This is a genomic window from Vreelandella hamiltonii, from assembly GCF_014651775.1.
Lineage (GTDB): Bacteria > Pseudomonadota > Gammaproteobacteria > Pseudomonadales > Halomonadaceae > Vreelandella > Vreelandella hamiltonii.
The window spans coordinates 192,774-216,842 of the sequence record NZ_BMXN01000003.1 but is presented as its reverse complement, the minus strand read 5'-3'; the positions used below and the strand labels follow the sequence as shown (position 1 = coordinate 216,842).

Sequence of the window (24,069 nt, the reverse complement as noted above, 5' to 3'; positions counted from 1 at the left end):
TCTAGTGCTGAGCTAGTGGTTTTACCTAGCCGTTCTGGGTCGTGTCGAGCTTGAGTGGCGTGTCGTTCATTGGCGTGGCTGGGTGACCTATGCGCCAGGGGTGGGTCGAAAGACGAATCTGCCACCCTTGCCCATCGCGCTCCAGATAGTCCATGCACAGGCTGGCTCGCCAGCGCAGTGCGTCGTCGCTGGCCTTTTCCAGTGGCGTGTAAAGCGAGTCCTGGTGGCCTGATGCGGGGCGCGGAGTGATGGCCATGGCATGGTCACCGATCTGTAACCAGCGTAGCCGCCCTTGGGCGTCGGTGCGCACTAGCTCACGTTGGTCGGGGGTGCATTGGCGTTGCCAGTGTTCGACGTAGCGCCCGTGGGGGTGCTGTTCTTCGAGCAGGTGTTCATCGAGCCAGGCCAGCTGGCCGACGTCTTTCTCCAGGCTGGGGTTCAGGTCCTGCAGGCGGTGCCAGGTGCATACCGGCCCGTCGATCTGGGTGATGCCGACGAAACCGGTCAGGTGGGCGAGCCATTCGAGCTGCGCTCGACTGCACGCCCCCAGGTGCTCGATGCCTGCCAGCGCATCGTGACGGGCGGGAAGGCGCAGGTCGGCATGCCACTGAGCGCCCTGAAGCCAGACCACCTGGGTGCCGGTATCCGTGTACTGGTAGGGCGGCTGAGCGGGCTCGGCATAGAGCGTGCGCTTCCAGACGCCCCGAAACTCGGTTGGTGTGGCGGGGAGTGGTAAGGTCATGAGGCGGGCTTCCCGTCTTGGGCAGCCGAGTGCTTGCCGTGCTGGCCCAGGCTACCCACTTCCCGCGCACCTTCGGGAAGCGTAATCTCACCCTTTGCCAAACGCTCGCGCAGGTAGCGGAAGGTCTGGATCGTTTGGGCGTAGAGGTGATCGCCCGCTTTGAGCGGTGCGTAATGAGCTTTGCCGTGGCGCTCGACCAATTCAGGCAGCGGTGCCACTTCAGTATGGTAATCGCAGGCGAAAAACAGCGGGAAAGAGTAGCGCTCCTGTTTAACTTTGCGCACTCGGTGGGAGGTCGCCACAAATTCGCCGTTGCTCCAAATTTCCAGCATGTCGCCAATATTGACGACTAATGCATCCTCTTGATAGGGGACATCGATCCATTTGCCTGCACCATTCATTACCTCGAGCCCCGGTGCAGTGGGTAGCAGCAGCGTGAAGCACTCGTAGTCGGTATGGGCACCGATGCCTTGGGCATCTTCGGCATCAGGGTTATACGGATAGTGGATCAATCGCAGTTGGCTGGGCGGCTTGGTGACGTGGCGCAGTAGCTGCTGCTCATCAAGACCCAATGCTCGGGCAAAGCCGCCCATGAGTGCCCGGCCCACTTGGTAGGCAGCCTCGTAGTAGGCGGCGATAGGCTCGCGGAAACCGTCAAGGTCGGGCCAGGGGTTGGGGCCGAGGAGTGGCGTACCTGCCAACACCTCTGGGTCGTCACTGGGCAGTTCAAAGGCAAGATCAAACGCCTCTTTCATGTCCGGCTTGTTAGGGTCTGGCGACTCTTCACCAGGAGGAACATAGCCTCGGTGGTGGTGATAGAGGCCGATGTAGCGCTCCATTTTGATGGCTTCAGGTTGGGCAAAGAAGCGTTTGGCTTGAGTAATCAATCCCTCGCGAAGTGGGAGGTCGATTCCGTGGCCCACCATTTGAAAGAACCCCACGTCTCGTGCGGCGCGACCAAGGTTATCCGCAACCGCTTGGCGTGCAGCGGCATCACCATGGAGTAAACCGCTAATGTCGATAACGGGGATTGCTTGAAAGTCAGCTAAGCGCTGGTCGGCGGTGATCTGGCTCATGCGTTTACCTCCTGTTCACTGGTGAGCACCACAAGTGGTTGCCCCGGGGCAATGGAAGCGCCCTCAGAAAGGGGTAAGCGAGCAACACGGCCAGCGCAGTGGACGGTGATCTCAACTTCCATTTTCATCGACTCCACCAGTGCCACTGGCTGGCCAGCCGTTACCAGATCACCTTCTTTCACCAGCAATTTCCACAGACTGCCGGTGACGGGGCTTTCGATGCCTATTTCGTGATCATCCAACGCGGTGACTTCGGTGGCTTCCGGGGCCTGGTCTTCAAAGGTGAACTGGCCATTGGCACGCCAGGCGGCCATTTCGGCCTGGAAGGCAGCTTCACGTTTTGAGCGGAAGGTCTCAATTGCCGAGGCATGTTTGTCGATGTCGGCTTGGTAGTCCGCCAAGCGAAAGCGAGTCGTTTCAATGGACAACTCGTAACGACCATGGGGGAAGTCGCGGCGAATTTGCGCCAGCTCCTCGTGGCTGACCTCATGAAAACGCAGTTGATCAAAAAAGCGCAGCAGCCAGGGGTTCTCGAAGTGGGCCGTGGTGCGATAGCGGTTCCACATCTGCAGGGTGCGCCCCACGAACTGGTAGCCGCCAGGGCCTTCCATGCCATAGACGCACAGGTAGGCGCCGCCGATACCCACCGAGTTTTCGGCGGTCCAGGTGCGGGCCGGGTTGTATTTGGTGGTAACCAGCCGCTGGCGCGGGTCGAGGGGCGTGGCGACCGGTGCGCCGAGGTAGACGTCCCCTAGCCCCATGACGAGATAGCGGGCGTTGAAGACGATATCGCGCACCTGCTGCTCGCTTTCCAGCGCATTGATGCGGCGTATGAAGTCTAGGTTGCTGGGGCACCAGGGGGCATCGGGTCGCACGCTGCGCTGGTACTTGTCCACCGCTTCCTGACAGGCGGGGTCGTCCCAGGAGAGCGGCAGGTGCACCACGCGGGACTCCACTTCCAGCGACTCGACATCCACCAGCGCCTGTTCGGCTTGGCGCAGGTGGTCGAGCAGCTGGTCGAGGCTTAGCTCGCGGGGCTCGTAGTGGAGCTGCAGGGAGCGAATGCCCGGCGTCAGCTCGCGCAGCCCCGCCACCGGGTGCTCGCGTAGCCACAGCATCCAGGCGTGGACCCGAAAGCGCAGCGCGATATCCAGCTCCATGGGGCCGAATTCGATCAGCAGGAAGTCGTCACCTGCGCGGCGGTAGACGATGCGCTCGCCTGCCTGAGCTGCATCGACCTCACGGAGCAGCGGCGAGCCGCGCTCGGCCTCACAAACGGGCGTGGGCTGGGCGGACAGCTGCTGCAACTGCGTCAACTGATGCGCTTCCAGGGCGCGGGCATCTTCCAGGCGGATCGGCACGAAGCGCACCTTGTCGCCTGCCGTCAGTTGGCCCAGCTTCCAGCGTTCGGCGCGCACGACCGTGGCCGGGCAGACGAAGCCGCCCAGTGAGGGGCCGTCGGGGCCCAGGATGACCGGCATGTCGCCGGTGAAGTCGATGGTGCCGAAGGCGTAGGCGTTGTCATGAATATTGGAGGGGTGAAGCCCCGCCTCGCCGCCATCGGCGCGTGCCCAGGTGGGCCGAGGGCCGATGAGCCTGACGCCGGTGCGGCTGGAGTTGTAGTGGACTTCCCACTCATGGTCGAAAAAGCGCTCGATATCCTCGTCGGTAAAGAAGTCCGGGGCGCCGTGGGGGCCGTAGAGAACCGCAATGCGGGTCACCTCCGGGCCGCCAAAGGTGGGGATCAGCGCTGGGTCCAGCGTCTTGACGGGCGCAGCTGAAAACGCGGGCAGGTCCAGCATGTCGCCACTGCGCAGGGCACGACCACCGTGGCCACCAAACTGGCCCAGCGTGAAGGTGCTGCGTGAGCCCAGGTAGCGGGGGCAGTCGATGCCGCCCCGCGCCAGCAGGTACGCGCGGGCGCCCACGGCGGCCTTGCCCAGGGTCAGGGTGGCGCCGGCTGGCACGTCGATGACCTGCCAGCCGGAGATGGCGGTGCCATCGAGGGTGGCAGGCAGCTCGGCGCCCGCCAGCACGATCTGGGTGGCGCGATGAAAGCGCAGCGTGGGGCCATTCAGGGTGATTTCGAGCCCGGCGGCCTCGTCGGGGTTGCCCAGCAGCCGATTGCCCAAGCGAAACGACCAGTCGTCGAAGGGACCAGATGGGGGAACACCCACGTCCCAGTGGCCTTGACGCCCCGGGTAATCCTGCACGGTGGTCAGCGTGCCCGGGCTGAGAACTTCCATGGCGGGAGGGGCCCATGCCAGCTGGGTGAGCCAGTGCGTATCGATCTGGGCGGCGTCGAAGCGGGCGTCCCTCAGCACATGGGCCAGCCAGCGGCGATTGGTGGCAATGCCATATACCGAGGCATCTTCCAGGGCCGTGGCCAGCCGGGCAATGGCCTGTTGGCGAGTGTCGGCATGGACCATCACCTTGGCCAGCATGGGGTCGAACAAGGGGGTGACTTCCAGGCCTGCTTCGAGGGCGTGGTCGATACGCAGGCCCTGATCCTCGGGGAAGGTGACTTCGGTCAGCAGCCCCGCGCTGGGGCGGAAATCGTGCGCTGGGTCTTCGGCATATAGCCTGGCCTGCACGGCATGGCCACGGGGCTGCAGGCCCTCTGCCAGGCTGGCCAGCGGGGGGAGTGCCTGGCTACCGAGGCGTACCATCCACTCGACGATATCGACCCCGTAGACCAGTTCGGTCACCCCGTGCTCGACCTGCAGGCGGGTATTGACCTCCAGAAAGTAGAACGCCTCGCGTTCGGCATCGTAGATGAATTCGACGGTGCCCGCACTGCGGTAGTTGACCGCCTGGCCCAGCTGCACCGCCGTGGCGTGCAGGGAGCGCCGCACGGCATCAGGCAGGTTGGGAGCAGGGCACTCTTCGAGAACTTTCTGATGGCGACGCTGGGTGGAGCAATCCCGCTCGCCAAGGGCAATCACCTGCCCTTGGCCATCGCCGAACAGCTGCACTTCCAGATGGCGAGCACGGGTGATGTAGGCTTCGAGAAAGACGCCGCCATCGCCGAAGTTGCGCTCGCCCAGGCCTTTCACCGAATCAAAAGCGCGTGCCAGCTCTGCCTGGGAGTGGCAGACCTGCATGCCGATGCCGCCACCGCCAGCGGTGGACTTGAGCATTACCGGGTAGCCGATACGCTCGGCGTGAGCCTTGGCGTCTTCCAGCGAGGTCAACAGCGGTGAGCCGGGGACCAGCGGCACCCCGGCCTGTTCGGCCAGCGCGCGGGCTTCGTGCTTCAAGCCAAATTGGCGGATCTGCTCGGCGGTCGGGCCCAGGAAGACCAGCCCGGCCGTATCGCAGGCGCTGATGAAGCGGGTGTTTTCCGACAGGAAGCCGTAGCCGGGGTGAACCGCCTGGGCGCCGCTTTGCTGCGCAATGGCGATGAGCTTGTCGATGTTCAGATAGGTCTCGCTGGCGCCGCCTTCACCCAGCGAATAGGCTTCGTCGGCCTGGTGCACGTAGGGCGCATCGCGGTCGGCGTCGGCGTATACCACGACGCTCTGGATGCCGAGGGCGTTCAGCGTTCGCAGGATACGCGCGGCAATGGCCCCGCGATTGGCAATCAATACCTTGGACAATAACGGTGTCGTGGACATGGTGGTGCCTGCAAAGAAGGGCGGGCCGTCCCGCAGATGAATCAGCCCCTTGGGGTCGTCCCCAGGAGGAAAAGTGACCTCACTCCCAGACCAGCAGCTCGATGGGCGTCGGGTTGTAGCCGTTACAGGGGTTGTTGAGCTGAGGGCAGTTGGAGACCAGTACGATGACATCCATGTTGGCTTCCATCTCGACGTACTTGCCGGGGGCCGAAATACCGTCGGCAAAGGTCAGCCCGCCGTCGGCCGTCACCGGCACGTTCATGAAAAAGTTGATGTTGTGGGTGATGTCGCGTTTGGTCAGCCCGAACTCGGGATGGCGGGCAATGGCCTGCATCCAGTTGTCGCGGCAGGAGTGCATGTGGCGCTTTTCGAGATCGTAACGCACGGTATTGCTTTCGCTGGCGCAGGCACCGCCCAAGGTGTCGTGGCGGCCACAGGTGTCGGCGGTGATGGTCAGCATGGTGCGGCCTTCACTGGACATCAGCCGGGTGCCCGCCGTCAGGTAAACCGCGCCCTGTTCGCGCACGGTATCCATGGCGCTGTAGCGCTCGGCGGTATCGTCGGCATTGAAGAACAGGGTGTCGGCGGCCTGGTTGCCCTCCAGGTCCAGAATGCGCAGGGTCTGGCCGCGTTTCACGGTGCCGATGTAGTGATCACCGGCCTCGATGGTGGTGCGGCGGACGGCGTTTTCAGGGCGTAAGGTGCTTTCGATGATCATGGTGTTCCCCTTAGAGGCCGAGGTGGTAGAGGCGATTGTTGGCAAAGCCACGTGCGTTTTCGGGCCGTGAGCGGTAGCAGGGGTCTTCCTCGGTGGGAGGCTCCGCCGTGCCTAGCGCGATATCGACGCCGCGACGGGGGTAGTGCGGGCTGGGGTCGAGGGGGTGCGGGCAGGTGTGCAGCAGCACCAGCGTATCCATCTCGAAACGCAGCGTGACGCGGCTGCCCGGCTGGCAGTGGTTGTCGACATAGCGCAGCTTGCCTGCGTCATCGCTCTCGACCCGTGAAAACAGGTTGAGGTTGGCCGCCAGATCGCGTCGGCCCAGGCCGTATTTCGCCAGCTCGACGAGAAAGGCATCGTGGCCGGTGCGGGTCCAGTCATTGTGAGCCTGCTGGTAGCTCACCGGCTGCCAGCCCTTGGCCAGAAGGTGGTGGGGCATCAGGTTGCCGCCCACGCTATCGTGCCAGCCCAGGGTGTCGTGGGTGATCGACGCAAAGATGCGGCCCATGTCGGAATAGAGGCAGTGGCCCTGGGTGAGTTTGAAAGTATGCTGGCACTTCAGGGTGTCCGGCAGGTTGAGGCGCTCCAGCAGGTTTTCCGGGTTGTAGCAGAGCAGCCCTACGTTGCTGTTGGCCTGCTGGGCTGACAGGGTCAGCGTGGTGCCGCGGCGCAGGCGCAGGGACCAGTGATGGCCGCCGGGCAGGTGCGTGGCGTAGTCCGCGTGGGTTGTCATGACAGCGTCTCCTGTACGTGGGTGGTCAGACCGCGTTCCGCCAGCGTGTCACTCAGTGCCTGGGCGGAGTGTGCGCGGTTGGCCTGTTTGCCGATGGGCAGGTCGTAGGTGATGGTGGCGCCATAGGCCTCGGGGGCCTGGGGGTCGTGGCGAGTCTTGTCGAAGACCCACAGCCGCGTGCCGAGGGCGAAGGCTTCCGTGAGGTCGTGGGTGATCATGAAAATGGTCAGCGACTGCTCTTGCCAAAGCCGCGTGATCAGTGCGTGCATGTCCTGGCGAATGCCGGGGTCGAGCGCGCCGAACGGCTCGTCCAGCAGCAGTAGCCGAGGTTTCATCATCAGCGCCTGGGCAATGGCGAGGCGTTGCTGCATGCCGCCGGAGAGCTCGTGGGGGTACTTGTGCAGCGCCTGGCCCAGGCCCACCTCCTCGATGCGCGCCGTGGCCACTTCGATGGCGCGCCGCTGGGATGCACCAAAGCGCTTGCCCAGCAGCGGGGCAGTCCGCAGCTCTTCGGCGATCATGACGTTGCCCAGGACGGTCAGGTGGGGGAAGACCGAGTACTTTTGAAACACGACGCCTCGGTCGGGGCCGGGTTCGTCAGGAATGGGCTGGCCATCCAGCAGCAGGCTGCCTTTGGAGCGCTTTTCGGTGCCCAGCAGCATTTTCAGGAAGGTGGTCTTGCCGCAACCTGACGCGCCCACCAGCGTCACGAACTCGCCTTCCTCGACGGAGAAGTTGAGGTTTTCCAGCACCACGTGCTGGCCATAATGCTTTTCCAACCGGTGGGCGGAGAGCAGGCTCATGATTTGTCTCCTTCATCGGCGTGATACCAGGGGAAGGCCAGCCGTGATACCCAGGCCAGCAGTTGATCCAGCACGAAGGCCAGCAGGGTGATCCAGGCCACGTAGGGCAGAATCACGTCCATGGAGAGGTAGCGGCGCACCAGAAAGATGCGATAGCCAAGGCCCTCCTGGGCGGCAATTGCTTCTGCTGCAATCAGGAACAGCCAGGCGCTGCCCAGCGCCAGCCGTGTGGCATTGAGCAGCCGAGGCGTCAATTGAGGCAACAGCACGCGCAGCAGCACTTGCCAGGAGCTGGCGCCCAGGGTCTGGGCCTTGATCAACTGTTCGTCTGGCAGGCGCAGGGCGTGGCCCTGCAGGTCACGAATCAGAAAGGGCGTCACGCCCATCACGATCAACGCGATCTTGGCCGCTTCCCCGGTGCCAAAGGCGATGAACAGGATCGGCAGAATGGCCATGGGCGGTATCAGCGACGTTACCGTGATCAGCGGCGAGAGCTTGGCGCGCAGCAGCGGAATGCCGCCACTCAAGATGCCCACCACCAGGCCGATCAGCGCGCTGATACCGACACCGATCAGCAGCCTTTCGAGGCTGGCGAAAGTGTCGGTCCACAATACGATCTGGCCGGTGCGCACGTTCTCGGCCGTGGCCAGGTGGTGAAAGGTCTGCGCCATGCTGCCAGGGGAAGGCAGCAGGCGGTCGTTGGGGTTGTCAGCCAGGCGAGCACTGGAGGCGCTCAGGTAGAGCATGCCCAGTACCAGAAACGGCACCAGTCCCAGCAGCCAGCGGCCGCCGCGCGAGGGCGACAGGTTAATCAAGCGCTTCATGGCAGGGTCCACCAGGTAAGTAAGGGGCAGAAGCGGCGAGCCGCCGCTTCATGGGGCGAATACCGTGGCCTCGTTACTGTGCGTCGAGGTACGCCTGAGTAAAGGAAGGATCGAAGCGCAGCTGCACGTTGCTCTCGTCACCGAAGATACCGCTGGGCGTTTCGATGCCCACCACGCCCGCGCTGGGTGCCATGTCGCCCAACAGCCCGTGGGTAAAGCTGAAGTCGGCCACTCGCTCCATGGTGTCCAACAGCTCGGGGCTTTCCATCAGCGCCACGGCTTCGGCGGGGTCGGTATACAGGTAGGTTGCCTCTAGCTGGGCACGGTAACCCTCCAGATCGGTGCCGGCGGCATCGGCCATGATCGTCAGCGCGTGCTCGTCATTGGCCTCGACAAGCGCCATGACCTCGTACCAGGCGCCCACCAGGGCGTGACCCAGGGCGGGGTAGTCGGCCAGGGTTTGGGTGTGCACCACCATCATGTCGAGAATTTCACCGGGGATTTCCGCCGAGGTGTATACCACCTGGCTGTCCGGCATCTCGGCGATGGTGCTGAGCTGCGGATTCCAGGCGGCTACGGCTTCGGTACTGCTGCTGGAAAACAGGCCGACGATATCGGCGTCGGAGGTATTGACCGTTTCGATGTCGCGCTCGGTCAGCCCAACGCTCTCCAGGGCGCGTGCCAGAAAGTAGTGAGACACGCTGAACTGCACCAGATTGACCCGGCGGCCTTCGATATCCGCCAGCTCACCGCCCCCTTTGAGCACGATGCCGTCATTGCCGTTGGAGTAGTCGTTGATGATCAGTGCGGTGGAGTCGACGCCGCTGGCGGCAGGAATGGTCAGAGCGTCCATGTTGGTCATGGCGCAGCCATCGACGTTGCCCGAGGTGAACTGGTTGATGGACTCGACGTAGTCGTTGACCTGTATCACGTCGATAGCGATGCCGTGCTGCTCGGCCCATTTGTCGACGATGCCTTCGACATCGGCATAGGCCCAAGGCATCCAGCCTGCATAAATGGACCAGCAGACGCTGAATTGATCACGCTCCTGGGCATGTACGAAAGAGGGAGCCAGCGAGGTGGCCAGCAGGGCGGCCGAGAGCGGAGCCAGCAGATATTTACCAGGGGTGCGGATGGAACGGGTCATGAGAGCCTCCAGCGGCTAAGTAAAAACTCAGGGGGCATCGGCGCATCACTGTGCCTTATCCTCCCGGGCTTTTATCCCGCCGTGTAACCTTGCGCTTGCAAGGTCGATCGCTCTCGGACCAGCCACAACCATCAGGGGCGTTTCGTTGATGGTGTCGGAACCCTAGCGATCTATTGGAAACTCGATTGTGCGGCTGCGATAGCGGCCAATACCCCGTGTGTAACACCATGAACACAGCAAGATATTGGCCGCTTGCTTAAAAATGACGGTGAATCATGCGTTTGGCGACGTTTCTGACGAACAGGGCATGCAGCGTCGCTTTTGTCTGCGCATTTTTTTGGTGCGTTATCATTGGGCTTGCACCACGCTGTATCGGTTGTCAGCGCTTACAGCGGCGTCTTGCTCATCCTGCCCGGTACTTCTCGCACCAGCCTGGGCATCAGGAAGCCGGGCAGGTGTTCGAGCAACTGCTGGACCAGCGCTTTGGCGCGTTCGTCGGTGACGTCGTAGTGGGCTGCGCCTTGTACGGGGTCGAAGGCGTGCAAGTAATAGGGCAGTATCCCCGCCTCGAACAGTCGTTCGGAGAGCGTGGCCAGGGTCGTGACGTCATCGTTGATGTCGCGCAGCAGGACGCTCTGATTGAGCAGCGTGACGCCCGCCTGTTTGAGGCGCGCGCAGGCTGCGACCACGGCCTGGTCGATCTCGTTGGCGTGGTTGATGTGCAGCACCATTACCTTTTGCAGCCGGGTGTTGCCAAGCCAGCCCAGCAGGTGGTCATCCACCCGGTCCGGGATGACCACCGGCAGGCGCGTATGCAGCCGCAGTCGCTGCAGGTGGGGAATCTCTTCCAGCTGCGCGACCAGCCAGCTCAATTGCCTGTCGTTGGCGGCCAGCGGGTCGCCGCCGGAGAGAATCACTTCCCGAATGGCGCTGTCCTGGCGGATATAGCCAAGGGCCTCCTGCCATTGGGCTCGCGAAGGCGCGTGCTCCTGGTAGGGGAAGTGGCGGCGAAAGCAGTAGCGGCAGTTGATGGCGCAGGCCGGGCTGGCGATCAACAGCACGCGGTTGGTGTATTTATGGATCAGGCCTTTGGCCGGGCGGTGATCGGCTTCTTCCAGTGGGTCAGTGACATAGCCAGGCGGCGACAGGGCTTCTTCGGCCAGCGGCAGGACCTGGCGCAGCAGCGGGTCGCCGGGGTCGTTGGGCGCGATGCGTGACAGATACGCCTCGGGCACGCAGATATCGAACAGGCGATGCCCCGCCTGGGCTTCTTGCTGCCACTGGGCGTCCAGGCCAAGGCGCTGACAGAGGGTTTGCGGGTCGCGAATGGCGCGGGATAGTTGCCGTTGCCAGGAGGCGGGCGCCTCGTCGGATATCGAGTGACCGGCAATGATGATGTTCTCCTGCAAAAAGCCCTCCTTCGGGTTATCATGCGCGCACTTGGCTACAAGGTTAACGACGGCGAAGCAGGGCTGCGCGCGTCACCGACTGAAACACACCATAGAACCATTGAGAGGCAGTATGGCGAACTATTCTACCAATGAATTCAAAGCGGGTTTGAAAGTAATGCTCGATGGCGATCCTTGTTCGATCGTCGAGAACGAGCTGGTCAAGCCTGGCAAGGGTCAAGCGTTCAACCGCGTCAAGCTGCGCAACCTGATGACTGGCCGTGTCGGTGAGCGCACCTTCAAGTCTGGCGACTCGCTGGAAGGCGCTGACGTCATGGATCTGGAGATGGAGTACCTCTACACCGACGGTGACATGTGGCACTTCATGAAGACCGACGGCTCTTTCGAGCAGTACGCGGTAGAGAAAAAAGCACTGGGCGAGACCGAAAAGTGGCTCAAGGAGCAGGTGCCCTACACTCTGACGCTGTGGAACGACAAGGCGATCTCGGTCACGCCGCCCAACTTCATCGAGCTGGAAGTCGTCGAAACCGACCCCGGCCTGAAAGGCGATACTGCTCAGGGCGGCTCAAAGCCTGCTACGCTTTCCTCGGGTGCCGTGGTACGCGTACCGCTGTTCATCAACCAGGGCGAAGTGTTGAAGATCGACACCCGCTCCGGTGAGTACGTATCACGCGCTTGATCGGCGTCACTTGCAAGCGGTAAGCAAAGCCACGCACTCTGCGTGGCTTTATGTTGTCAGGGAGAAGGGAATGACGGCCAGTTGGCAGCCAACAGCATCCATGGAGACGCTACGTGAGCGTGCGCGCCTGCTTGCGGCAGTGCGCAATTTTTTCGTATCACGCGATGTCATGGAAGTAGAGACCCCCGTCCTCGGGCAAGGGGGCAGTACCGATGTCAACCTCGTGTCGCTGGCGACGCGGGCACGCACGGACAAGGGCCAGCGCAAGCTGTGGCTACAAACCTCGCCAGAATTTCACATGAAGCGGCTGCTGGCGGCGGGAAGCGGGCCGATCTTTCAGCTGGCTCGGAGCTTTCGTGATGGTGAGGTGGGGTCGCGGCACAATATCGAATTCACCATGCTGGAGTGGTATCAGCCGGGCTATTCGCTCGCCCAGCTGATCGAAGAGACCACGGCGCTGGTCGCCCATGTGATGCCCAATGCTCCTGGGCCGGTGGTGCACTACCGCTACCGTGAGCTGTTTCATACGCATCTGGAAGTGGACCCTTTCACCACGTCGCTGGACACCCTGCGGCTGGTGGCGGCCGAGCGGGGCAGCATGCCCGCCAAGGCGCTGGCCGAGGAGGGGCGTGATACGTGCCTCGATCTGCTCATGGGCATGGTCATCGAGCCGCGCCTGGGCCAGCAGGAGCTGAGCGTGGTGGTGGATTATCCGGCCAGCCAGGCGGCACTCGCGCAGCGCCATCAGGATAGCGACGGGGAGTGGGTGGCGTCGCGGTTCGAGCTCTATCTGAACGGGGTCGAGCTGGCGAACGGCTACCATGAGCTGACCGATGCTGACGAGCAGCGTCAGCGGTTTGCCCGCGATAACGAGGAGCGCCGTCGGTTGGGGCTGAGCGAAGTGGACGTGGACGAGCGGCTGCTGGCCGCGCTGGCCCATGGAATGCCTGCTGCCTCCGGTGTCGCGCTGGGCATCGACCGGTTGATACAGCAGGCCTTGGGCAAGGGGAAGCTGGAGGAAGTACTGGCGTTTGCTACCCCTGCCTGTTGAGGTTGGCCGTGCCGGGCGCTGGCTATGACGCCTGCGGCGTTGCCAGGGATTGGCCCATGGCCACCTTGGCGCCCAGCTCATGCTCGGCAAAGGTGATCGGCTTGGCGAAGCAGGTGACCACCGTGGAGCCCAGCTTGAAGCGGCCCATCTCGGCGCCTTTTTCGATCACGATGGGCTGGCCGAAGACCATCCGCTGGGGCGTGCCCGCCAGCGGGGTCACCTGGCCTGCCCAGACGGTCTCGATGGCGGCCACGATCATGGCACCCACCAGCACCATGGCCATCGGGCCGTGCTCGGTATCGAAGATACAGACCAGACGCTCATTGCGCGCAAACAGGCCAGGCACGTAGTTGGCGGTGGCCTGATTGACGGAGAACAGCCGCCCCGGCACGTAGATCATTTCGCGCAATGTGCCGGTCACCGGCATGTGCACGCGATGGTAATCCCGTGGGGAGAGGTACACGGTGGCAAAGCTGCCTGCCATGAACTCCTGGGCCAGCGCATCGTCCCCCCCCAGCAATGTATGCACCGAATAGCGATGCCCCTTGGCTTGCACGATGTCGCCTGCGCACAGGCGGCCAAACTGCGAAAGGGTGCCGTCGGCCGGGCTGAGAATGCCGTCGCCCAGGGGGCGGGCATCGGGCTTCAGCGCCCGGGTGAAGAAGTCGTTGAACGTGGCGTAGGCGGTAGGGTCCGGTTCCAGTGCCTGGCTCATGTCCACGTCGAAGCGTTTGATGAACGCCTTGATGACGGCGTTCTTGACCCGTGGTTGATCGCACGCGGCGACCTTGCCCGTCAGCCGGGAAAGCGCGTGATGGGGCAGTGGATACTGCAGTAGCGAAAAGGCTTTTTGAGAAACGGTCACAGTGGTGTCTTTGTCTCGGTGTCGGTTGAGTGTCGTTGGCGCATGGCAGGCATCAGCGTTCGATGGGGGTATCGTCGCGATTGCCCCATTCGCCCCAGGAGCCCGCGTAGCCACGAATGTTGAAGCCCAGGGCCTTGCCCACCAGCCAGGTAAAGCTGCTGCGGTGGTGGCTTTGGCAGTGGGTGGCGATCTCCATGTCCGGTGTCAGGCCCAGTGCGCCCAGTTCGGTGATCAGTTCGGCGTAGTCGCGAATGCGCAGCGCGCGTTGACGATCCATGGCGTCTACCCAATCCATGTTCACCGCGCCGGGGATGTGGCCCAGGTGCTTGTTGTTGCCACGCTCACCGTCGTACTCGGCCTTCGAACGGGCATCCCAGATGGCGAACTGCTTGTCGTTCAGCTTGTCGAGAATCTCGTCGCGGCTGATGGCGGCCTGAGGATTGAGAATGTCGGCCTGATAGTCACTGGGCGTGGGGGCCGTGGGCTCGGTGCTCTCTTCGAGGCCCGCGTCGCGCCACGCATGAATGCCGCCATTCAGGTAGGAGTAGCGGGTATGGCCAATCAGCTCCAGCGTCCACAGCAGGCGAGCGGCCCAGCCGCCACCCTCGTCATCGTAGGCCACCACGTGGGTATCACGGGTCAGGCCCATGGCGCTGAACAGCTGCGAGAGAAACGCCACGGAGGGCACGTCGTTGGGGACCGGGCCCTCGCCGCGCATCAAATAGCGGTAGTCGAGGTAAATGGCGCCGGGCACGTGCCCCTGGCGGTAGCTGTCGCCATTCAGTGGCACATCGACGATCAAGAGCTGAGGGTCGCCCAGATGCTCGACGAGCTGTTCTGGTTCGACGATCAGTGGCAGCACGTTGGTTTCGGAAGAGTGGCTGTTGGTCATGGTCGGCTCCCTGTCCCTGCAATGAAAGTAATCTGAGCCATCGGCGTCAGCCGTCAGGCCTGGGTGTTCAGGCTATCCAGTATGCGTCGGTAGCTGGTAAAGCGCTCTGGGTGAATCTTGCCCGCCTCGACGGCATTCAGTAAAGCACAGCCGGGCTCATTGCGATGGCGGCAATCCCTGAAGCGGCATTGGCCCAGGTAGGGGTGAAACTCGATGAAGCCGTTGGTCACTTCCTGTTCATCGAGGTGCACCAGCCCGAATTCACGGATGCCGGGGGAGTCGATCAGCTCGCCGTCGTGCACTTCGTCGCTGCGCATGGCGTAGAGCCTGGCGGTGGTGGTGGTATGAGTGCCCTTGCGCGAATCTTCCGAGAGGGCGCCGATGCGCAGGGTCTCGTCCGGCAGCAGCAGATCGATCAGTGAGGATTTGCCTACCCCGCTCTGGCCGACGAACACCGAGGTACGGCCCTCCAGCTGCTGACGCAGGGCGTTCAGGCCTTCAGGGTTGGCCGTGGTGGTACGCACCACCCGATAGCCCAGTTGGCGGTAACGCTCCAGCAGCTGGCCAAGTTCGCCACCGCCTTCCGGCAGCAGGTCGGTCTTGTTGAGCACCAGTACGGGCGTGATGCCGGTGGCCTCGGCGGCGACCAGGTAGCGGTCGATCAGGTTGGGGTGCGGCGCAGGCTCCACCGCAAAGACGATCAGCAGCTGGTCGATGTTGGCGGCCACCGGCTTGAGCTGCCCTCTGGCATCCGGGCGTTTGAGGATAGTGTCGCGCTCCTCCCGGGCCACCACGACGCCAGAGCCATCCTGACCCGCTCGCCAGATCACCCGGTCGCCGGTCACCAGCCCTTCCAGGTTGGCGCGCAGATGGCAGCGTACCGGGGTGCCGTCGGCATCGCGAACTTCCAGGGTGCGGCCGAAGTGGGCCATCACACGGCCTGGCTGTTCGGGACCATACTCCCCGGCGGAGAGTTTTTCGGCATCCCGCGCGTCGCGTTTTTCCGCCCGCTGAGCGCGCTCGGCCTGGATTTTTTCGACGCGCCACTGCTGCTGACGGCTTAATTTACGTTTGCTCATGACCACCCGAAGATCGTTACAATGGCAGGCATTGTAACCACCTGAGCCACCCACTGTCCCCTACGGGGTGCGGTGCAAGGCAATATAAGCGACACTTTTATGCACATCGCTCGTGTTGGAGCGACTTTGGCCAAGGAATGAGACGAATGAGTGAGCAAGCCGTCACCCCGCGCAGCGACCTGCTGGTATGGATCGATCTGGAGATGACCGGCCTGGAGCCGGACAAGGAGCGCATCATCGAAGTGGCCACGCTGATCACCGATGCGCATCTCAACGTGGTGGCCGAAGGGCCGGTGATTGCCGTCAAGCAGCCGGACAGCCTGCTGGCCGCCATGGATGAGTGGAACCAGAAAACCCACGGTGAGTCAGGGCTCGTGGCGCGGGTCAAGGCCAGTCAGGTGAGTACCGAAGAGGCCGAGCAGCAGACGCTGGCGTTTTTGAGCCGCTACGTGGTGCCCGGCTCATCGCCCATGTGTGGCAACAGCATCCATCAGGATCGCCGCTTTCTGGAGCGCGAGATGCCCGCCCTGTGGAGCTTCTTCCACTACCGCAACCTGGATGTGTCCAGCGTCAAGGAACTGGCCAAGCGCTGGAACCCGAGCGCGCTGGAAGGGTTCAAGAAGCGCAACGTGCATTTGGCGATGGACGACATCAAGGAGTCGATTGCCGAGCTTGCCCACTATCGCAGCACCTTCCTGCGCGTGGCGCCCGGCAGCGACGAGCAGCGTTGATCCGCGCTGACGTTCAGCCTTGCGTCGCGATGCGCGCTCCACGCTTCTGGTGCTGCTCTGCCAGTGCCCAGACCACGTGCTCGCGGACCAGCGCGCTGGGGTAGGCGCGGCGTGCCCACAGGGCGGCTTCGACGTCACGGCTCCAGGGCGCATTGCCCAGGCCCACCGCCAGGTTGCGTAGCCAGCGCTCGTAGCCGATGCGGCGTATCGGGCTCCCGGCAGTCTTGTCGAGAAACTCCGCCTCGCTCCAGCCGAACAGAGTGACGAGCGAGGCGCGGTCGAGATCGTGGCGCGGGGCAAAATCCTGCTCCTGGGTCGGGCGTGTGAAGCGGGTAAACGGGCAGACCAGCTGGCAGTCATCGCACCCATAGACACGGTTGCCCATGGCCCGGCGGTACTCCACGGGGATCGCGCCGTGCAGTTCGATGGTCAGGTAGGAGACGCATTTGCGCGAATCGACCACCTTGTCATCGACGATGGCGCCGGTGGGGCAGGCCGTGCGGCAGGCGCTGCAGCTGCCGCAGTGCTCTCGCTCGAAGGGCGGGTCCACGGGCAGGGGCAGGTCGGTATACAGCTCGCCGAGAAAGAACAGCGAGCCAGCCTGGGGGTTGAGCAGCATGGCGTTCTTGCCGAACCAGCCAAGCCCTGCCTTCTGGGCCAGGGCACGCTCCATGACCGGGGCCGAGTCGACGAAGGCGCGAAAGCCAAAGGTGCCCACCTCTTGCTCGATCTGCCGCGCCAGCTGGGCCAGCCGTTTGCGCATCAGTTTGTGGTAGTCGCGCCCCAGGGCATAGCGCGATACATAGGCACGCTGGGGCTGCCCCAGTACTTTGGTGGTGGCAACGTCGGCGGGCAGGTAGTCCATGCGCACGCTGATCACCCGCTGTGTGCCGGGTTCCAGCTCGGCCGGGCGGGTGCGCTTGGTGCCGTGCTTGGCCATGAAGCCCATGTCGCCGTGATAGCCCTGTTCCAGCCAGCGCTCGAGATGGCGCTCGTGGACGGCAAGATCGGTGTCGGTGATGCCGACCTGCTGAAAGCCCAGCTCGCGCCCCCAGCGCTTGATCCGCTCGGCGAGTTGCTGGAGTTGCTCGGCAGAGAGTGAAAAATCAGAGGAAGGTGGCATGGTTGATCAACGTTGGCGCGACAGGCGCGCTATGCTAACCCATTACGCTTTCATACGACATGCACGGTGCTGCCGTGTCACCACGACGGCAGCGCCCCGGCGCATGGCAACCGCTAAGGAGAGACCGTGTCCACACTGAGTACCTCATCGCTACGCCCTTTGTACAAGGCGGCCCAGGTGCGTGAGCTGGATCGACGCACCATTGCCAGTGGCATCGACAGCTTCGCACTGATGCAGCGCGCGGCTTCCAGTGCCTGGCACAGTTTTCGCTCGCGCTGGCCCCAGGCCCGCAGCGTCACGGTGCTGTGTGGAAGCGGCAACAACGGGGGCGATGGCCACGTGCTGGCGGCTCTGGCCATGCAGGCAGGGCTCAAGGTTCAGCGGCTTTCGAGCAAACCCCTGGAAGCGCTCACGGGGGACGTTGCCAAGGCGGCAGGGCTGGCATCGGCCGCCGGGGTGGGATTCGACGAGTGGCAGCCCGCCACGACGCTGGTGGGGGAAGTGATCGTCGATGCCCTGCTGGGTACCGGGCTTGCCGGTGAGCCCCAAGGCAACATCCGCCAGGCCATCGAGGCCATCAATGGTGCGCACCAGCCGGTGCTGGCGCTGGACATTCCCTCGGGTCTATCGGCGGATAGCGGGGCCGTGCTGGGCAGTGCGGTGGTGGCGGATGGCACCGTTACCTTCATTGGCGACAAGATCGGGCTGCATACCGGCGACGCGCCAGCCTATACCGGCGAGATCGATTTTCGCCCGCTGGGCGTAAAGGCTCAGGCCTTTTTCGATATCCCGCCCACGGCCTGGCGGCTGGATGAAGCGCTGCTGGCCGACGCCTTTGCACCGCGTTCGCGAATCAGCCACAAGGGCAACCTGGGGCATGTACTGGTCATGGGTGGCGCGCCCGGCTTTGGTGGGGCCGCCTTGCTGGCCGCCCAGGCCGCGGCGCGGCTAGGCGCGGGCAAGGTCACCCTGGCGACGGCCGAGGAGCACATTACCGCGAGTTTGGTACGCTGCCCGGAAGTCATGGCCCGAGCCGTGCGTGGCGGGGCGGAGGCCGCCGGACTGCCGGACACCGCCGATGTGGTAGTGATTGGCCCAGGCCTGGGGCAGGGCGCCTGGGGGCAGGCGCTGTTGCAAAGTGCACTGCAGGGGGCGACGCCGCTAGTAGTGGATGCCGATGCCCTGAACCTGCTGGCCAGCCGCTGGCCTGACGTGCGCCGCGATGACTGGATACTGACCCCGCATCCGGGGGAAGCCGCGCGACTGCTGGGGTGCACGGTGGCCGAGGTACAGGCGGATCGCCCCGAGGCGGCGCGGGCCTTGCAGCGTGCCCGTGGCGGCGTGGTGATCTTGAAAGGGGCAGGCAGTTTGATCGTCGGCCCCAGTGGGCTGGTGGTATGCCCATACGGGAATCCCGGCATGGCCAGCGGCGGCATGGGTGACGTGCTGAGCGGCATGCTGGGAGCCTTGGCAGGCCAGCATGATCGCCTGGAGTGGAGCGCCTGGCTGGGCGTGATGGTACACGGCCTGGCGGGCGATGCCGCCGCGAAAGCCAGCGGAGAGCGTGGCCTGTTGGCAAGTGATCTGGCATCCTATGCACGAGCGTTTATCAACCCGTGAAGGCAGCCCACATGCAGGTGCAATCAAGTGACGAAATGGCCCACGTTGCCTTTGGAGAAGCGTTGGGCAAGGCGCTGGAAGGTCGCGGGCGAGTGTATCTCGAAGGCGACCTGGGGGCAGGCAAGACGACGCTGACGCGAGGCATCTTGCGTGCCTATGGTTATCAGGGGGCGGTCAAAAGTCCCACGTATACCCTGGTGGAGCCCTACGAGCTAGGCGAGCAGCGGATTTATCACCTGGATCTTTACCGCCTTGCCGACCCGGAAGAGCTGGAGTTCATCGGCGGCCGAGAGGTGCTGTCCGACCAGGCCTTGTGCCTGGTGGAGTGGCCCAGCCAGGGCGCTGGTTGGCTGCCCGCGCCCGATCTGTGGATACGCTTGCAGGTGGCGTCACCCGGCCGCCTGCTGTCATTAAGTGCCGAGACGCCGCATGGAGTTGCGGTGTTGGCTCAGCTCGAAACGCTGGCGGCTGAACAGCAACAGGAGTGTGGTGTGGTTCAATGGACATGAGACAGTCATTGGTTGCCTGGGCAGGCAGGTTGGCCACCGGGTGCGCGCTGCTCTTGATGAGTAGTGCATCGTTGCAGGCAGCGACCATCGAGAGCATGCGCCTGTGGGCGGCCCCCGATCATGCGCGGCTGGTGTTCGATTTGACCGCCGCCGCGCAGGCCAATGTGTTTACCCTGGACAATCCGGCGCGGCTGGTCATCGACCTCGACGACAGCCAGCTCGATACCGATGTCTCGACGCTGCCCCTGGAGGGCAGCGCGATTTCCGCCGTGCGCACGGGCTCCCGAGATGGTGGCGGCCTGCGCGTGGTGCTGGAGCTCAATCGCGATATTTCCCCGCGTCATTTTACCCTGCCGCCCAACGACCAGTACGGTCATCGGCTGGTGGTGGATCTGGAGTACCCCGGTGAAAGTGCCGTCGAAAACCCCATCGACCCCATCGAGGCGATGATCCGCGACCAGGAGATCATGGCGCAGCGTAGTGCCCAGGCCCAGCAGGCAGATGTGCCCAGTGCGGTGGCCGATGTGCCAGAAGCACCCACCCAGCCGGTGGAGGTTCAGCCTGCGCAGCCCCACCCGCGCCGCGACATCATCATCGCCATCGATGCCGGGCACGGAGGGGAAGACCCTGGTGCCATCGGGCCTGCCGGTACTCGGGAGAAGGACGTGGTGCTGGAGATAGCCCGTCGCCTGGCCGCCGATGTCAATCGAACCGAAGGCTTCAAGGCCGTGCTGATTCGTGACGGTGACTACTATCTTGGCCTGCGCCAGCGTACCCAGCTGGCTCGAGAGCAGAAAGCCGATTTCTTCGTCTCCATCCATGCGGATGCCTTCACCAGCCCCCGGCCGCAAGGCAGCTCGGTGTATGCGCTCTCCCAGCGGGGTGCCACCTCGGAAACCGCTCAGTGGCTGGCCGACAGCGAAAACCGCGCTGACCTGATAGGCGGTGTCGACGGCAGTCTGTCGCTGCGAGACAAGGACCAGGTGCTGCGTGGCGTACTGCTCGACCTGACCATGACGGCCACGCTCAACGACTCGCTCTCCATCGGTGGGCAGGTGCTGGAGCAGTTGGGTCGGGTGAACCGCCTCCACAAGAGTCGCGTGGAACAGGCTGGTTTCATGGTGCTCAAGTCGCCGGACATTCCGTCGCTGCTGATCGAGGTGGGCTTCATTTCCAATCCCGACGAAGAGCGACGGCTACGCGACCCGGTGCATCAGCAAGGCCTGTCGACGGCGATTTTCAGCGGCCTGCGCGAGCATTTTCAGAGCAACCCGCCACCGGCCAGCCTGCTGGCCTGGCAGCGCGACAATCAGCGCCGCCCCACGGGCAACGAATACCGTATCCAGTCTGGCGATACCTTGTCGGCCATCGCGATTCGCCACGGCGTGCCGGTGAACCAGCTCAAGCAGGCCAATGACCTGAACGGCGACGTGATTCGTGTGGGTCAGGTGCTGCGCATTCCCAGCTCTTGAAACGGATGACGAGCAGGCCGAGACAACGGCGCTATGGAAACGAAGCAACGGAAACAGGTGAGGTGAAGGTTGGCTGAATTGACTTCTGCCGCTGGGCGGATACAGGTACTGGACCCCCGTCTGGCGAACCAGATTGCGGCCGGAGAAGTAGTCGAGCGGCCTTCGTCGGTGGCCAAGGAGTTGATCGAAAACGCCATCGATGCGGGCAGCCAGCGCATCGAGGTGGATATCGAGCAGGGCGGCGCCCGTTTGATCAAGATCCGCGACGACGGCATCGGTATCGGCGAGCAGGACCTGCCGCTGGCCCTGGCGCGTCATGCCACCAGCAAGATCACCAGCCTGGAAGATCTCGAAGGCGTCAGTTCGCTGGGGTTTCGTGGGGAGGCGCTGGCCTCCATCAGCTCGGTCTCCCGGTTGGAGCTGGTATCCAATGCTGAAGACGATCCCCGCCAAGGGTGGCGGGTAGTGGCGGAAGGGCGTGGCATGGAGGCCAAAGTGACGCCTGCGCCGCACCCGCGTGGCACCAGCGTGGCGGTGCGTGATTTGTTCTTCAATACGCCAGCCAGACGCAAGTTCCTGCGCACCGAGAAGACCGAATTCGCCCATGTGGAAGAAGCGTTCCGCCGCCAGGCCTTGTCGCGTTACGATATTGGCTGGGTGCTGCGCCATAATCAGAAAGTGGTGCATCAACTGCCGCCCGGCGATACCGCCGCCGCGCGAGAGCGGCGCATCGCTTCGCTGCTGGGCAAGAACTTCATCGAGCATGCCCGCTACATCGAGCGGGAAGCCGGTGGGCTAAGGCTCAGTGGCTGGGTGGGCCTGCCGACGCACTCGCGCTCCCAGGCGGACCAGCAGTACTTCTTCGTCAATGGGCGCGTCGTGCGCGACCGGCTGGTGGCCCACGCGGTGCGTCAGGCCTACCGAGACGTGCTCTACAACGGTCGGCATCCGGTCTTCGTGCTCTACCTGGAGCTGGACCCGGACGTGGTCGACGTCAACGTTCACCCCACCAAGCATGAAGTGCGCTTTCGCGATGGGCGCATGGTGCACGATTTTCTCTACTCCAGCCTGCATCACTGCCTGGCGGTGTCTCGGCCCAGTGAAGGTGCCGAGCCCGAGGTTGACCAAGCCCCGCAAGCCGAGTCGATTACGTCTGATGCCGAGCCGCCTGCGGCCCCGGCGCCACGCTGGCAGCAGCAGGGCATGGCGTTGGCGGAGAGTGAGGGTCGCCACCCAGGAGCCGAGCGGGTGCGGCGGTTCATGCAGGGCTATCAGGCGCTTCACCCCGACCATGAAGAGACGCTGCTGACGCCTCAGCCCAGCCCGCCAACGGCCACGATGCCTGAAGCCCATCAGGTGCGCGAGGCGCCGCCCGTCATGCCCCAGGAGGATGCCACGGCCGCACCGCCGCTCGGATTCGCGCTGGGTCAGCTGCATGGTGTTTATATTCTGGCTCAGAACGCCCAGGGGCTGGTGCTGGTGGATATGCATGCGGCCCATGAGCGTATCGTCTATGAGCGCATGAAGCAGCAGTGGTCTGCCGCGCAGGGGATCGATGCTCAGCCGCTGCTGGTGCCGGTGTCGCTGGCCGCCAGCCGCAGCGAAGTGGCGACGGCCGAAAGCGAGCGCGAGGCCATTGCGCAGCTAGGTATCGAGCTGGACGTGGCAGGGCCGGAAACGCTGCTGGTTCGCCAGTTGCCAGCCCTGCTGGCCCAGGCAGACCCCGAGGCACTGGTGCGTGAAATGCTGGAGGAGCTGTCGCGCTTTGGCCGCACCCATCAGGTAGAGGCGCGCATTCACGAGCTGCTCTCCACCATGGCTTGCCATGGCAGCGTGCGCGCCAATCGCCGCCTGACCCTGGATGAAATGAATGCGCTGCTGCGCGACATGGAGCGCACCGAGCGTAGCGACCAGTGTAACCATGGTCGCCCCACCTGGACGCAAATGAACATGAAGGCGCTCGATCGTCTGTTCTTGCGTGGCCAGTAGCCTTGAGACACCCCCTATGAACCTATTCCGTGAAGCAGGCCAGACCGATGGTTGACCAGCGCCCTTTGGCGATTTTCTTGATGGGGCCTACCGCGGCAGGCAAGACCGATGCGGCCATTGCGCTGCACGAAACCCTGGGGCACGAACTGATCAGCGTCGATTCGGCCATGGTGTACCGTGGCATGGATGTCGGCAGCGCCAAACCGAGTGCTGCCGAGCTGGCCCGCGCCCCCCATCGACTGATCGACCTGCGGGACCCGGCAGACCCCTATTCCGCCGCTGATTTTCGTGAAGATGCGCTGCGCGAGATGCGGCAAATCAGCGCGGCAGGCAAAGTCCCCCTGTTGGTGGGCGGTACCATGCTCTACTTCAAGCGCCTGGTGGAAGGGGTGGCCAATCTGCCCGCCGCAGACCCACTCATTCGTGAGCGGCTGGCGGCCATGCAGGCAGAGCAAGGGCTGGCAGCGCTGCATCGCGAACTGGCCAGCGTGGATCCGGTCTCGGCGGCGCGCATTCACCCCAACGACCCGCAGCGGCTGATGCGTGCTCTGGAAGTGTTCCATGCCAGTGGCAGGCCGATGAGTGAACTGTGGGCTGAGCAGGAAGCGGAAACCTTTCCCTGGCGGGTGCTGTCGATAGCCTTGTCACCGCTCGATCGCTCGGTATTGCACCGGCGTATTGCCCAGCGATTTGACGCCATGCTGGATGAGGGCTTGATTGATGAGGTCGCCGCCCTCAAAAAGCGTAAAGATATTCATGCTGGCTTGCCCTCGATGAAAAGTGTTGGCTACCGTCAAGTATGGGAATATCTGGATGGTGAGTATGACCGGGACGAGCTGGTGTCCCGGGGAGTGATCGCTACACGTCAACTGGCCAAGCGGCAGCTGACGTGGCTGCGTAGCTGGTCAGCGCTGCGCTGGATAGATACGCAGCAGCCGGATACGCTGGATAAGCTGCTGAAATTCGTGCGTGAAAGCGGTGCTTAGCGTA

General features: G+C 63.6%; 21 protein-coding genes and 1 riboswitch. Of the genes, 8 read left to right on the top strand and 13 right to left on the bottom strand.

The window, feature by feature from the left end; all coding sequences use genetic code 11:
- Positions 1 to 25: 25 nt before the first annotated feature.
- The 9 genes from IE091_RS04275 to epmB all read right to left on the bottom strand — a co-directional run bounded on the left by IE091_RS04275 (position 26) and on the right by epmB (position 11,069).
- Entirely contained in the window at positions 26 to 742 is a 717-nt protein-coding gene (locus tag IE091_RS04275) for a hypothetical protein (protein WP_189462897.1), read from the bottom strand.
- A complete protein-coding gene (locus tag IE091_RS04270; protein WP_052196369.1) occupies positions 739 to 1,818 on the bottom strand; it encodes an isopenicillin N synthase family dioxygenase in 1,080 nt (359 codons plus the stop codon). Before IE091_RS04270 ends, IE091_RS04275 begins: the two co-directional genes overlap by 4 nt.
- Positions 1,815 to 5,435, bottom strand: a complete 3,621-nt coding sequence (gene uca / locus IE091_RS04265) for an urea carboxylase (protein WP_189462896.1) — start codon at positions 5,433 to 5,435, stop codon at positions 1,815 to 1,817. The genes IE091_RS04270 and uca overlap by 4 nt, the downstream gene beginning before the upstream one ends.
- Positions 5,436 to 5,514: 79 nt before the next feature.
- Positions 5,515 to 6,153 carry an urea amidolyase associated protein UAAP2 gene (locus IE091_RS04260; protein WP_039177591.1) on the bottom strand — a complete coding sequence of 213 codons (639 nt, stop codon included), beginning with the start codon at positions 6,151 to 6,153 and terminating at the stop codon, positions 5,515 to 5,517.
- A gap of 10 nt (positions 6,154 to 6,163) precedes the next feature.
- Positions 6,164 to 6,886, bottom strand: a complete 723-nt coding sequence (locus tag IE091_RS04255) for an urea amidolyase associated protein UAAP1 (protein ID WP_016913429.1) — start codon at positions 6,884 to 6,886, stop codon at positions 6,164 to 6,166.
- A complete protein-coding gene (locus tag IE091_RS04250; RefSeq protein WP_189462895.1) occupies positions 6,883 to 7,689 on the bottom strand; it encodes an ABC transporter ATP-binding protein in 807 nt (268 codons plus the stop codon). Before IE091_RS04250 ends, IE091_RS04255 begins: the two co-directional genes overlap by 4 nt.
- Positions 7,686 to 8,513 carry an ABC transporter permease gene (locus tag IE091_RS04245; protein ID WP_081136957.1) on the bottom strand — a complete coding sequence of 276 codons (828 nt, stop codon included), beginning with the start codon at positions 8,511 to 8,513 and terminating at the stop codon, positions 7,686 to 7,688. Before IE091_RS04245 ends, IE091_RS04250 begins: the two co-directional genes overlap by 4 nt.
- Before the next feature lie 73 nt (positions 8,514 to 8,586).
- Entirely contained in the window at positions 8,587 to 9,660 is a 1,074-nt protein-coding gene (locus tag IE091_RS04240) for a putative urea ABC transporter substrate-binding protein (protein ID WP_189462894.1), read from the bottom strand.
- A gap of 58 nt (positions 9,661 to 9,718) precedes the next feature.
- A riboswitch (guanidine-I (ykkC/yxkD leader) is annotated at positions 9,719 to 9,837 on the bottom strand.
- Between the two features lie 209 nt (positions 9,838 to 10,046).
- Positions 10,047 to 11,069 (bottom strand): EF-P beta-lysylation protein EpmB, encoded by a 1,023-nt coding sequence (gene epmB, locus IE091_RS04235; RefSeq protein ID WP_039177581.1) that lies wholly within the window; start codon positions 11,067 to 11,069, stop codon positions 10,047 to 10,049.
- Between the two features lie 112 nt (positions 11,070 to 11,181).
- Here epmB and efp point away from each other — a divergent pair, with 112 nt between their 5' ends.
- Together efp and epmA are read left to right on the top strand one after the other, a co-directional pair.
- Entirely contained in the window at positions 11,182 to 11,748 is a 567-nt protein-coding gene (gene efp, locus IE091_RS04230) for an elongation factor P (RefSeq protein WP_016913434.1), read from the top strand.
- 70 nt (positions 11,749 to 11,818) lie between these two features.
- A complete protein-coding gene (epmA, locus tag IE091_RS04225) occupies positions 11,819 to 12,799 on the top strand; it encodes an EF-P lysine aminoacylase EpmA (RefSeq protein ID WP_189462893.1) in 981 nt (326 codons plus the stop codon).
- Positions 12,800 to 12,821: 22 nt separating this feature from the next.
- On the opposite strand, the gene asd is transcribed toward epmA, so the two are convergent.
- From asd to rsgA, 3 genes are read right to left on the bottom strand one after another with little or no spacing between them, the layout of a single operon-like run.
- A complete protein-coding gene (gene asd / locus IE091_RS04220) occupies positions 12,822 to 13,664 on the bottom strand; it encodes an archaetidylserine decarboxylase (RefSeq protein ID WP_016913436.1) in 843 nt (280 codons plus the stop codon).
- Positions 13,665 to 13,716: 52 nt separating this feature from the next.
- Positions 13,717 to 14,556, bottom strand: coding sequence for a sulfurtransferase (locus IE091_RS04215; RefSeq protein WP_081136963.1), 840 nt, complete (start codon positions 14,554 to 14,556; stop codon positions 13,717 to 13,719).
- A gap of 53 nt (positions 14,557 to 14,609) precedes the next feature.
- Positions 14,610 to 15,635 (bottom strand): small ribosomal subunit biogenesis GTPase RsgA, encoded by a 1,026-nt coding sequence (rsgA, locus tag IE091_RS04210; RefSeq protein WP_081194276.1) that lies wholly within the window; start codon positions 15,633 to 15,635, stop codon positions 14,610 to 14,612.
- Between the two features lie 146 nt (positions 15,636 to 15,781).
- On the opposite strand from rsgA, the gene orn reads away from it, so the two are divergent.
- Positions 15,782 to 16,366 (top strand): oligoribonuclease, encoded by a 585-nt coding sequence (gene orn / locus IE091_RS04205; RefSeq protein WP_016913439.1) that lies wholly within the window; start codon positions 15,782 to 15,784, stop codon positions 16,364 to 16,366.
- A 13-nt stretch (positions 16,367 to 16,379) separates the two neighbouring features.
- Here the strand turns inward: orn and queG are convergent, their stop codons facing one another.
- Positions 16,380 to 17,489 carry a tRNA epoxyqueuosine(34) reductase QueG gene (gene queG / locus IE091_RS04200; protein ID WP_189462892.1) on the bottom strand — a complete coding sequence of 370 codons (1,110 nt, stop codon included), beginning with the start codon at positions 17,487 to 17,489 and terminating at the stop codon, positions 16,380 to 16,382.
- Positions 17,490 to 17,615: 126 nt separating this feature from the next.
- On the opposite strand from queG, the gene IE091_RS04195 reads away from it, so the two are divergent.
- The 5 genes from IE091_RS04195 to miaA all read left to right on the top strand — a co-directional run bounded on the left by IE091_RS04195 (position 17,616) and on the right by miaA (position 24,065).
- Positions 17,616 to 19,109: an NAD(P)H-hydrate dehydratase gene (locus tag IE091_RS04195; protein ID WP_096923185.1), complete on the top strand. Its 1,494-nt coding sequence runs from the start codon at positions 17,616 to 17,618 to the stop codon at positions 19,107 to 19,109.
- Positions 19,110 to 19,120: 11 nt separating this feature from the next.
- Positions 19,121 to 19,618, top strand: coding sequence for a tRNA (adenosine(37)-N6)-threonylcarbamoyltransferase complex ATPase subunit type 1 TsaE (gene tsaE, locus IE091_RS04190; protein WP_039177559.1), 498 nt, complete (start codon positions 19,121 to 19,123; stop codon positions 19,616 to 19,618).
- Complete coding sequence (locus tag IE091_RS04185; protein WP_422822514.1) at positions 19,609 to 21,090, top strand: N-acetylmuramoyl-L-alanine amidase; 1,482 nt, start codon at positions 19,609 to 19,611, stop codon at positions 21,088 to 21,090. Before tsaE ends, IE091_RS04185 begins: the two co-directional genes overlap by 10 nt.
- 78 nt (positions 21,091 to 21,168) lie before the next feature.
- Positions 21,169 to 23,079, top strand: coding sequence for a DNA mismatch repair endonuclease MutL (gene mutL, locus IE091_RS04180; RefSeq protein WP_189462930.1), 1,911 nt, complete (start codon positions 21,169 to 21,171; stop codon positions 23,077 to 23,079).
- A gap of 47 nt (positions 23,080 to 23,126) precedes the next feature.
- Entirely contained in the window at positions 23,127 to 24,065 is a 939-nt protein-coding gene (gene miaA / locus IE091_RS04175) for a tRNA (adenosine(37)-N6)-dimethylallyltransferase MiaA (RefSeq protein WP_039177553.1), read from the top strand.
- The last annotated feature ends 4 nt before the right edge of the window (positions 24,066 to 24,069 follow it).

What these genes read in the sequence shown, in the direction of transcription:
- IE091_RS04275 (WP_189462897.1), bottom strand. Translation starts at nt 742, where the DNA reads ATGACCTTACCACTCCCCGCCACACCAACCGAGTTTCGGGGCGTCTGG.
- IE091_RS04270 (WP_052196369.1), bottom strand. Translation starts at nt 1,818, where the DNA reads ATGAGCCAGATCACCGCCGACCAGCGCTTAGCTGACTTTCAAGCAATC.
- uca (WP_189462896.1), bottom strand. Translation starts at nt 5,435, where the DNA reads ATGTCCACGACACCGTTATTGTCCAAGGTATTGATTGCCAATCGCGGG.
- IE091_RS04260 (WP_039177591.1), bottom strand. Translation starts at nt 6,153, where the DNA reads ATGATCATCGAAAGCACCTTACGCCCTGAAAACGCCGTCCGCCGCACC.
- IE091_RS04255 (WP_016913429.1), bottom strand. Translation starts at nt 6,886, where the DNA reads ATGACAACCCACGCGGACTACGCCACGCACCTGCCCGGCGGCCATCAC.
- IE091_RS04250 (WP_189462895.1), bottom strand. Translation starts at nt 7,689, where the DNA reads ATGAGCCTGCTCTCCGCCCACCGGTTGGAAAAGCATTATGGCCAGCAC.
- IE091_RS04245 (WP_081136957.1), bottom strand. Translation starts at nt 8,513, where the DNA reads ATGAAGCGCTTGATTAACCTGTCGCCCTCGCGCGGCGGCCGCTGGCTG.
- IE091_RS04240 (WP_189462894.1), bottom strand. Translation starts at nt 9,660, where the DNA reads ATGACCCGTTCCATCCGCACCCCTGGTAAATATCTGCTGGCTCCGCTC.
- efp (WP_016913434.1), top strand. Translation starts at nt 11,182, where the DNA reads ATGGCGAACTATTCTACCAATGAATTCAAAGCGGGTTTGAAAGTAATG.
- epmA (WP_189462893.1), top strand. Translation starts at nt 11,819, where the DNA reads ATGACGGCCAGTTGGCAGCCAACAGCATCCATGGAGACGCTACGTGAG.
- IE091_RS04215 (WP_081136963.1), bottom strand. Translation starts at nt 14,556, where the DNA reads ATGACCAACAGCCACTCTTCCGAAACCAACGTGCTGCCACTGATCGTC.
- rsgA (WP_081194276.1), bottom strand. Translation starts at nt 15,635, where the DNA reads ATGAGCAAACGTAAATTAAGCCGTCAGCAGCAGTGGCGCGTCGAAAAA.
- orn (WP_016913439.1), top strand. Translation starts at nt 15,782, where the DNA reads ATGAGTGAGCAAGCCGTCACCCCGCGCAGCGACCTGCTGGTATGGATC.
- queG (WP_189462892.1), bottom strand. Translation starts at nt 17,489, where the DNA reads ATGCCACCTTCCTCTGATTTTTCACTCTCTGCCGAGCAACTCCAGCAA.
- tsaE (WP_039177559.1), top strand. Translation starts at nt 19,121, where the DNA reads ATGCAGGTGCAATCAAGTGACGAAATGGCCCACGTTGCCTTTGGAGAA.
- IE091_RS04185 (WP_422822514.1), top strand. Translation starts at nt 19,609, where the DNA reads ATGGACATGAGACAGTCATTGGTTGCCTGGGCAGGCAGGTTGGCCACC.
- miaA (WP_039177553.1), top strand. Translation starts at nt 23,127, where the DNA reads ATGGTTGACCAGCGCCCTTTGGCGATTTTCTTGATGGGGCCTACCGCG.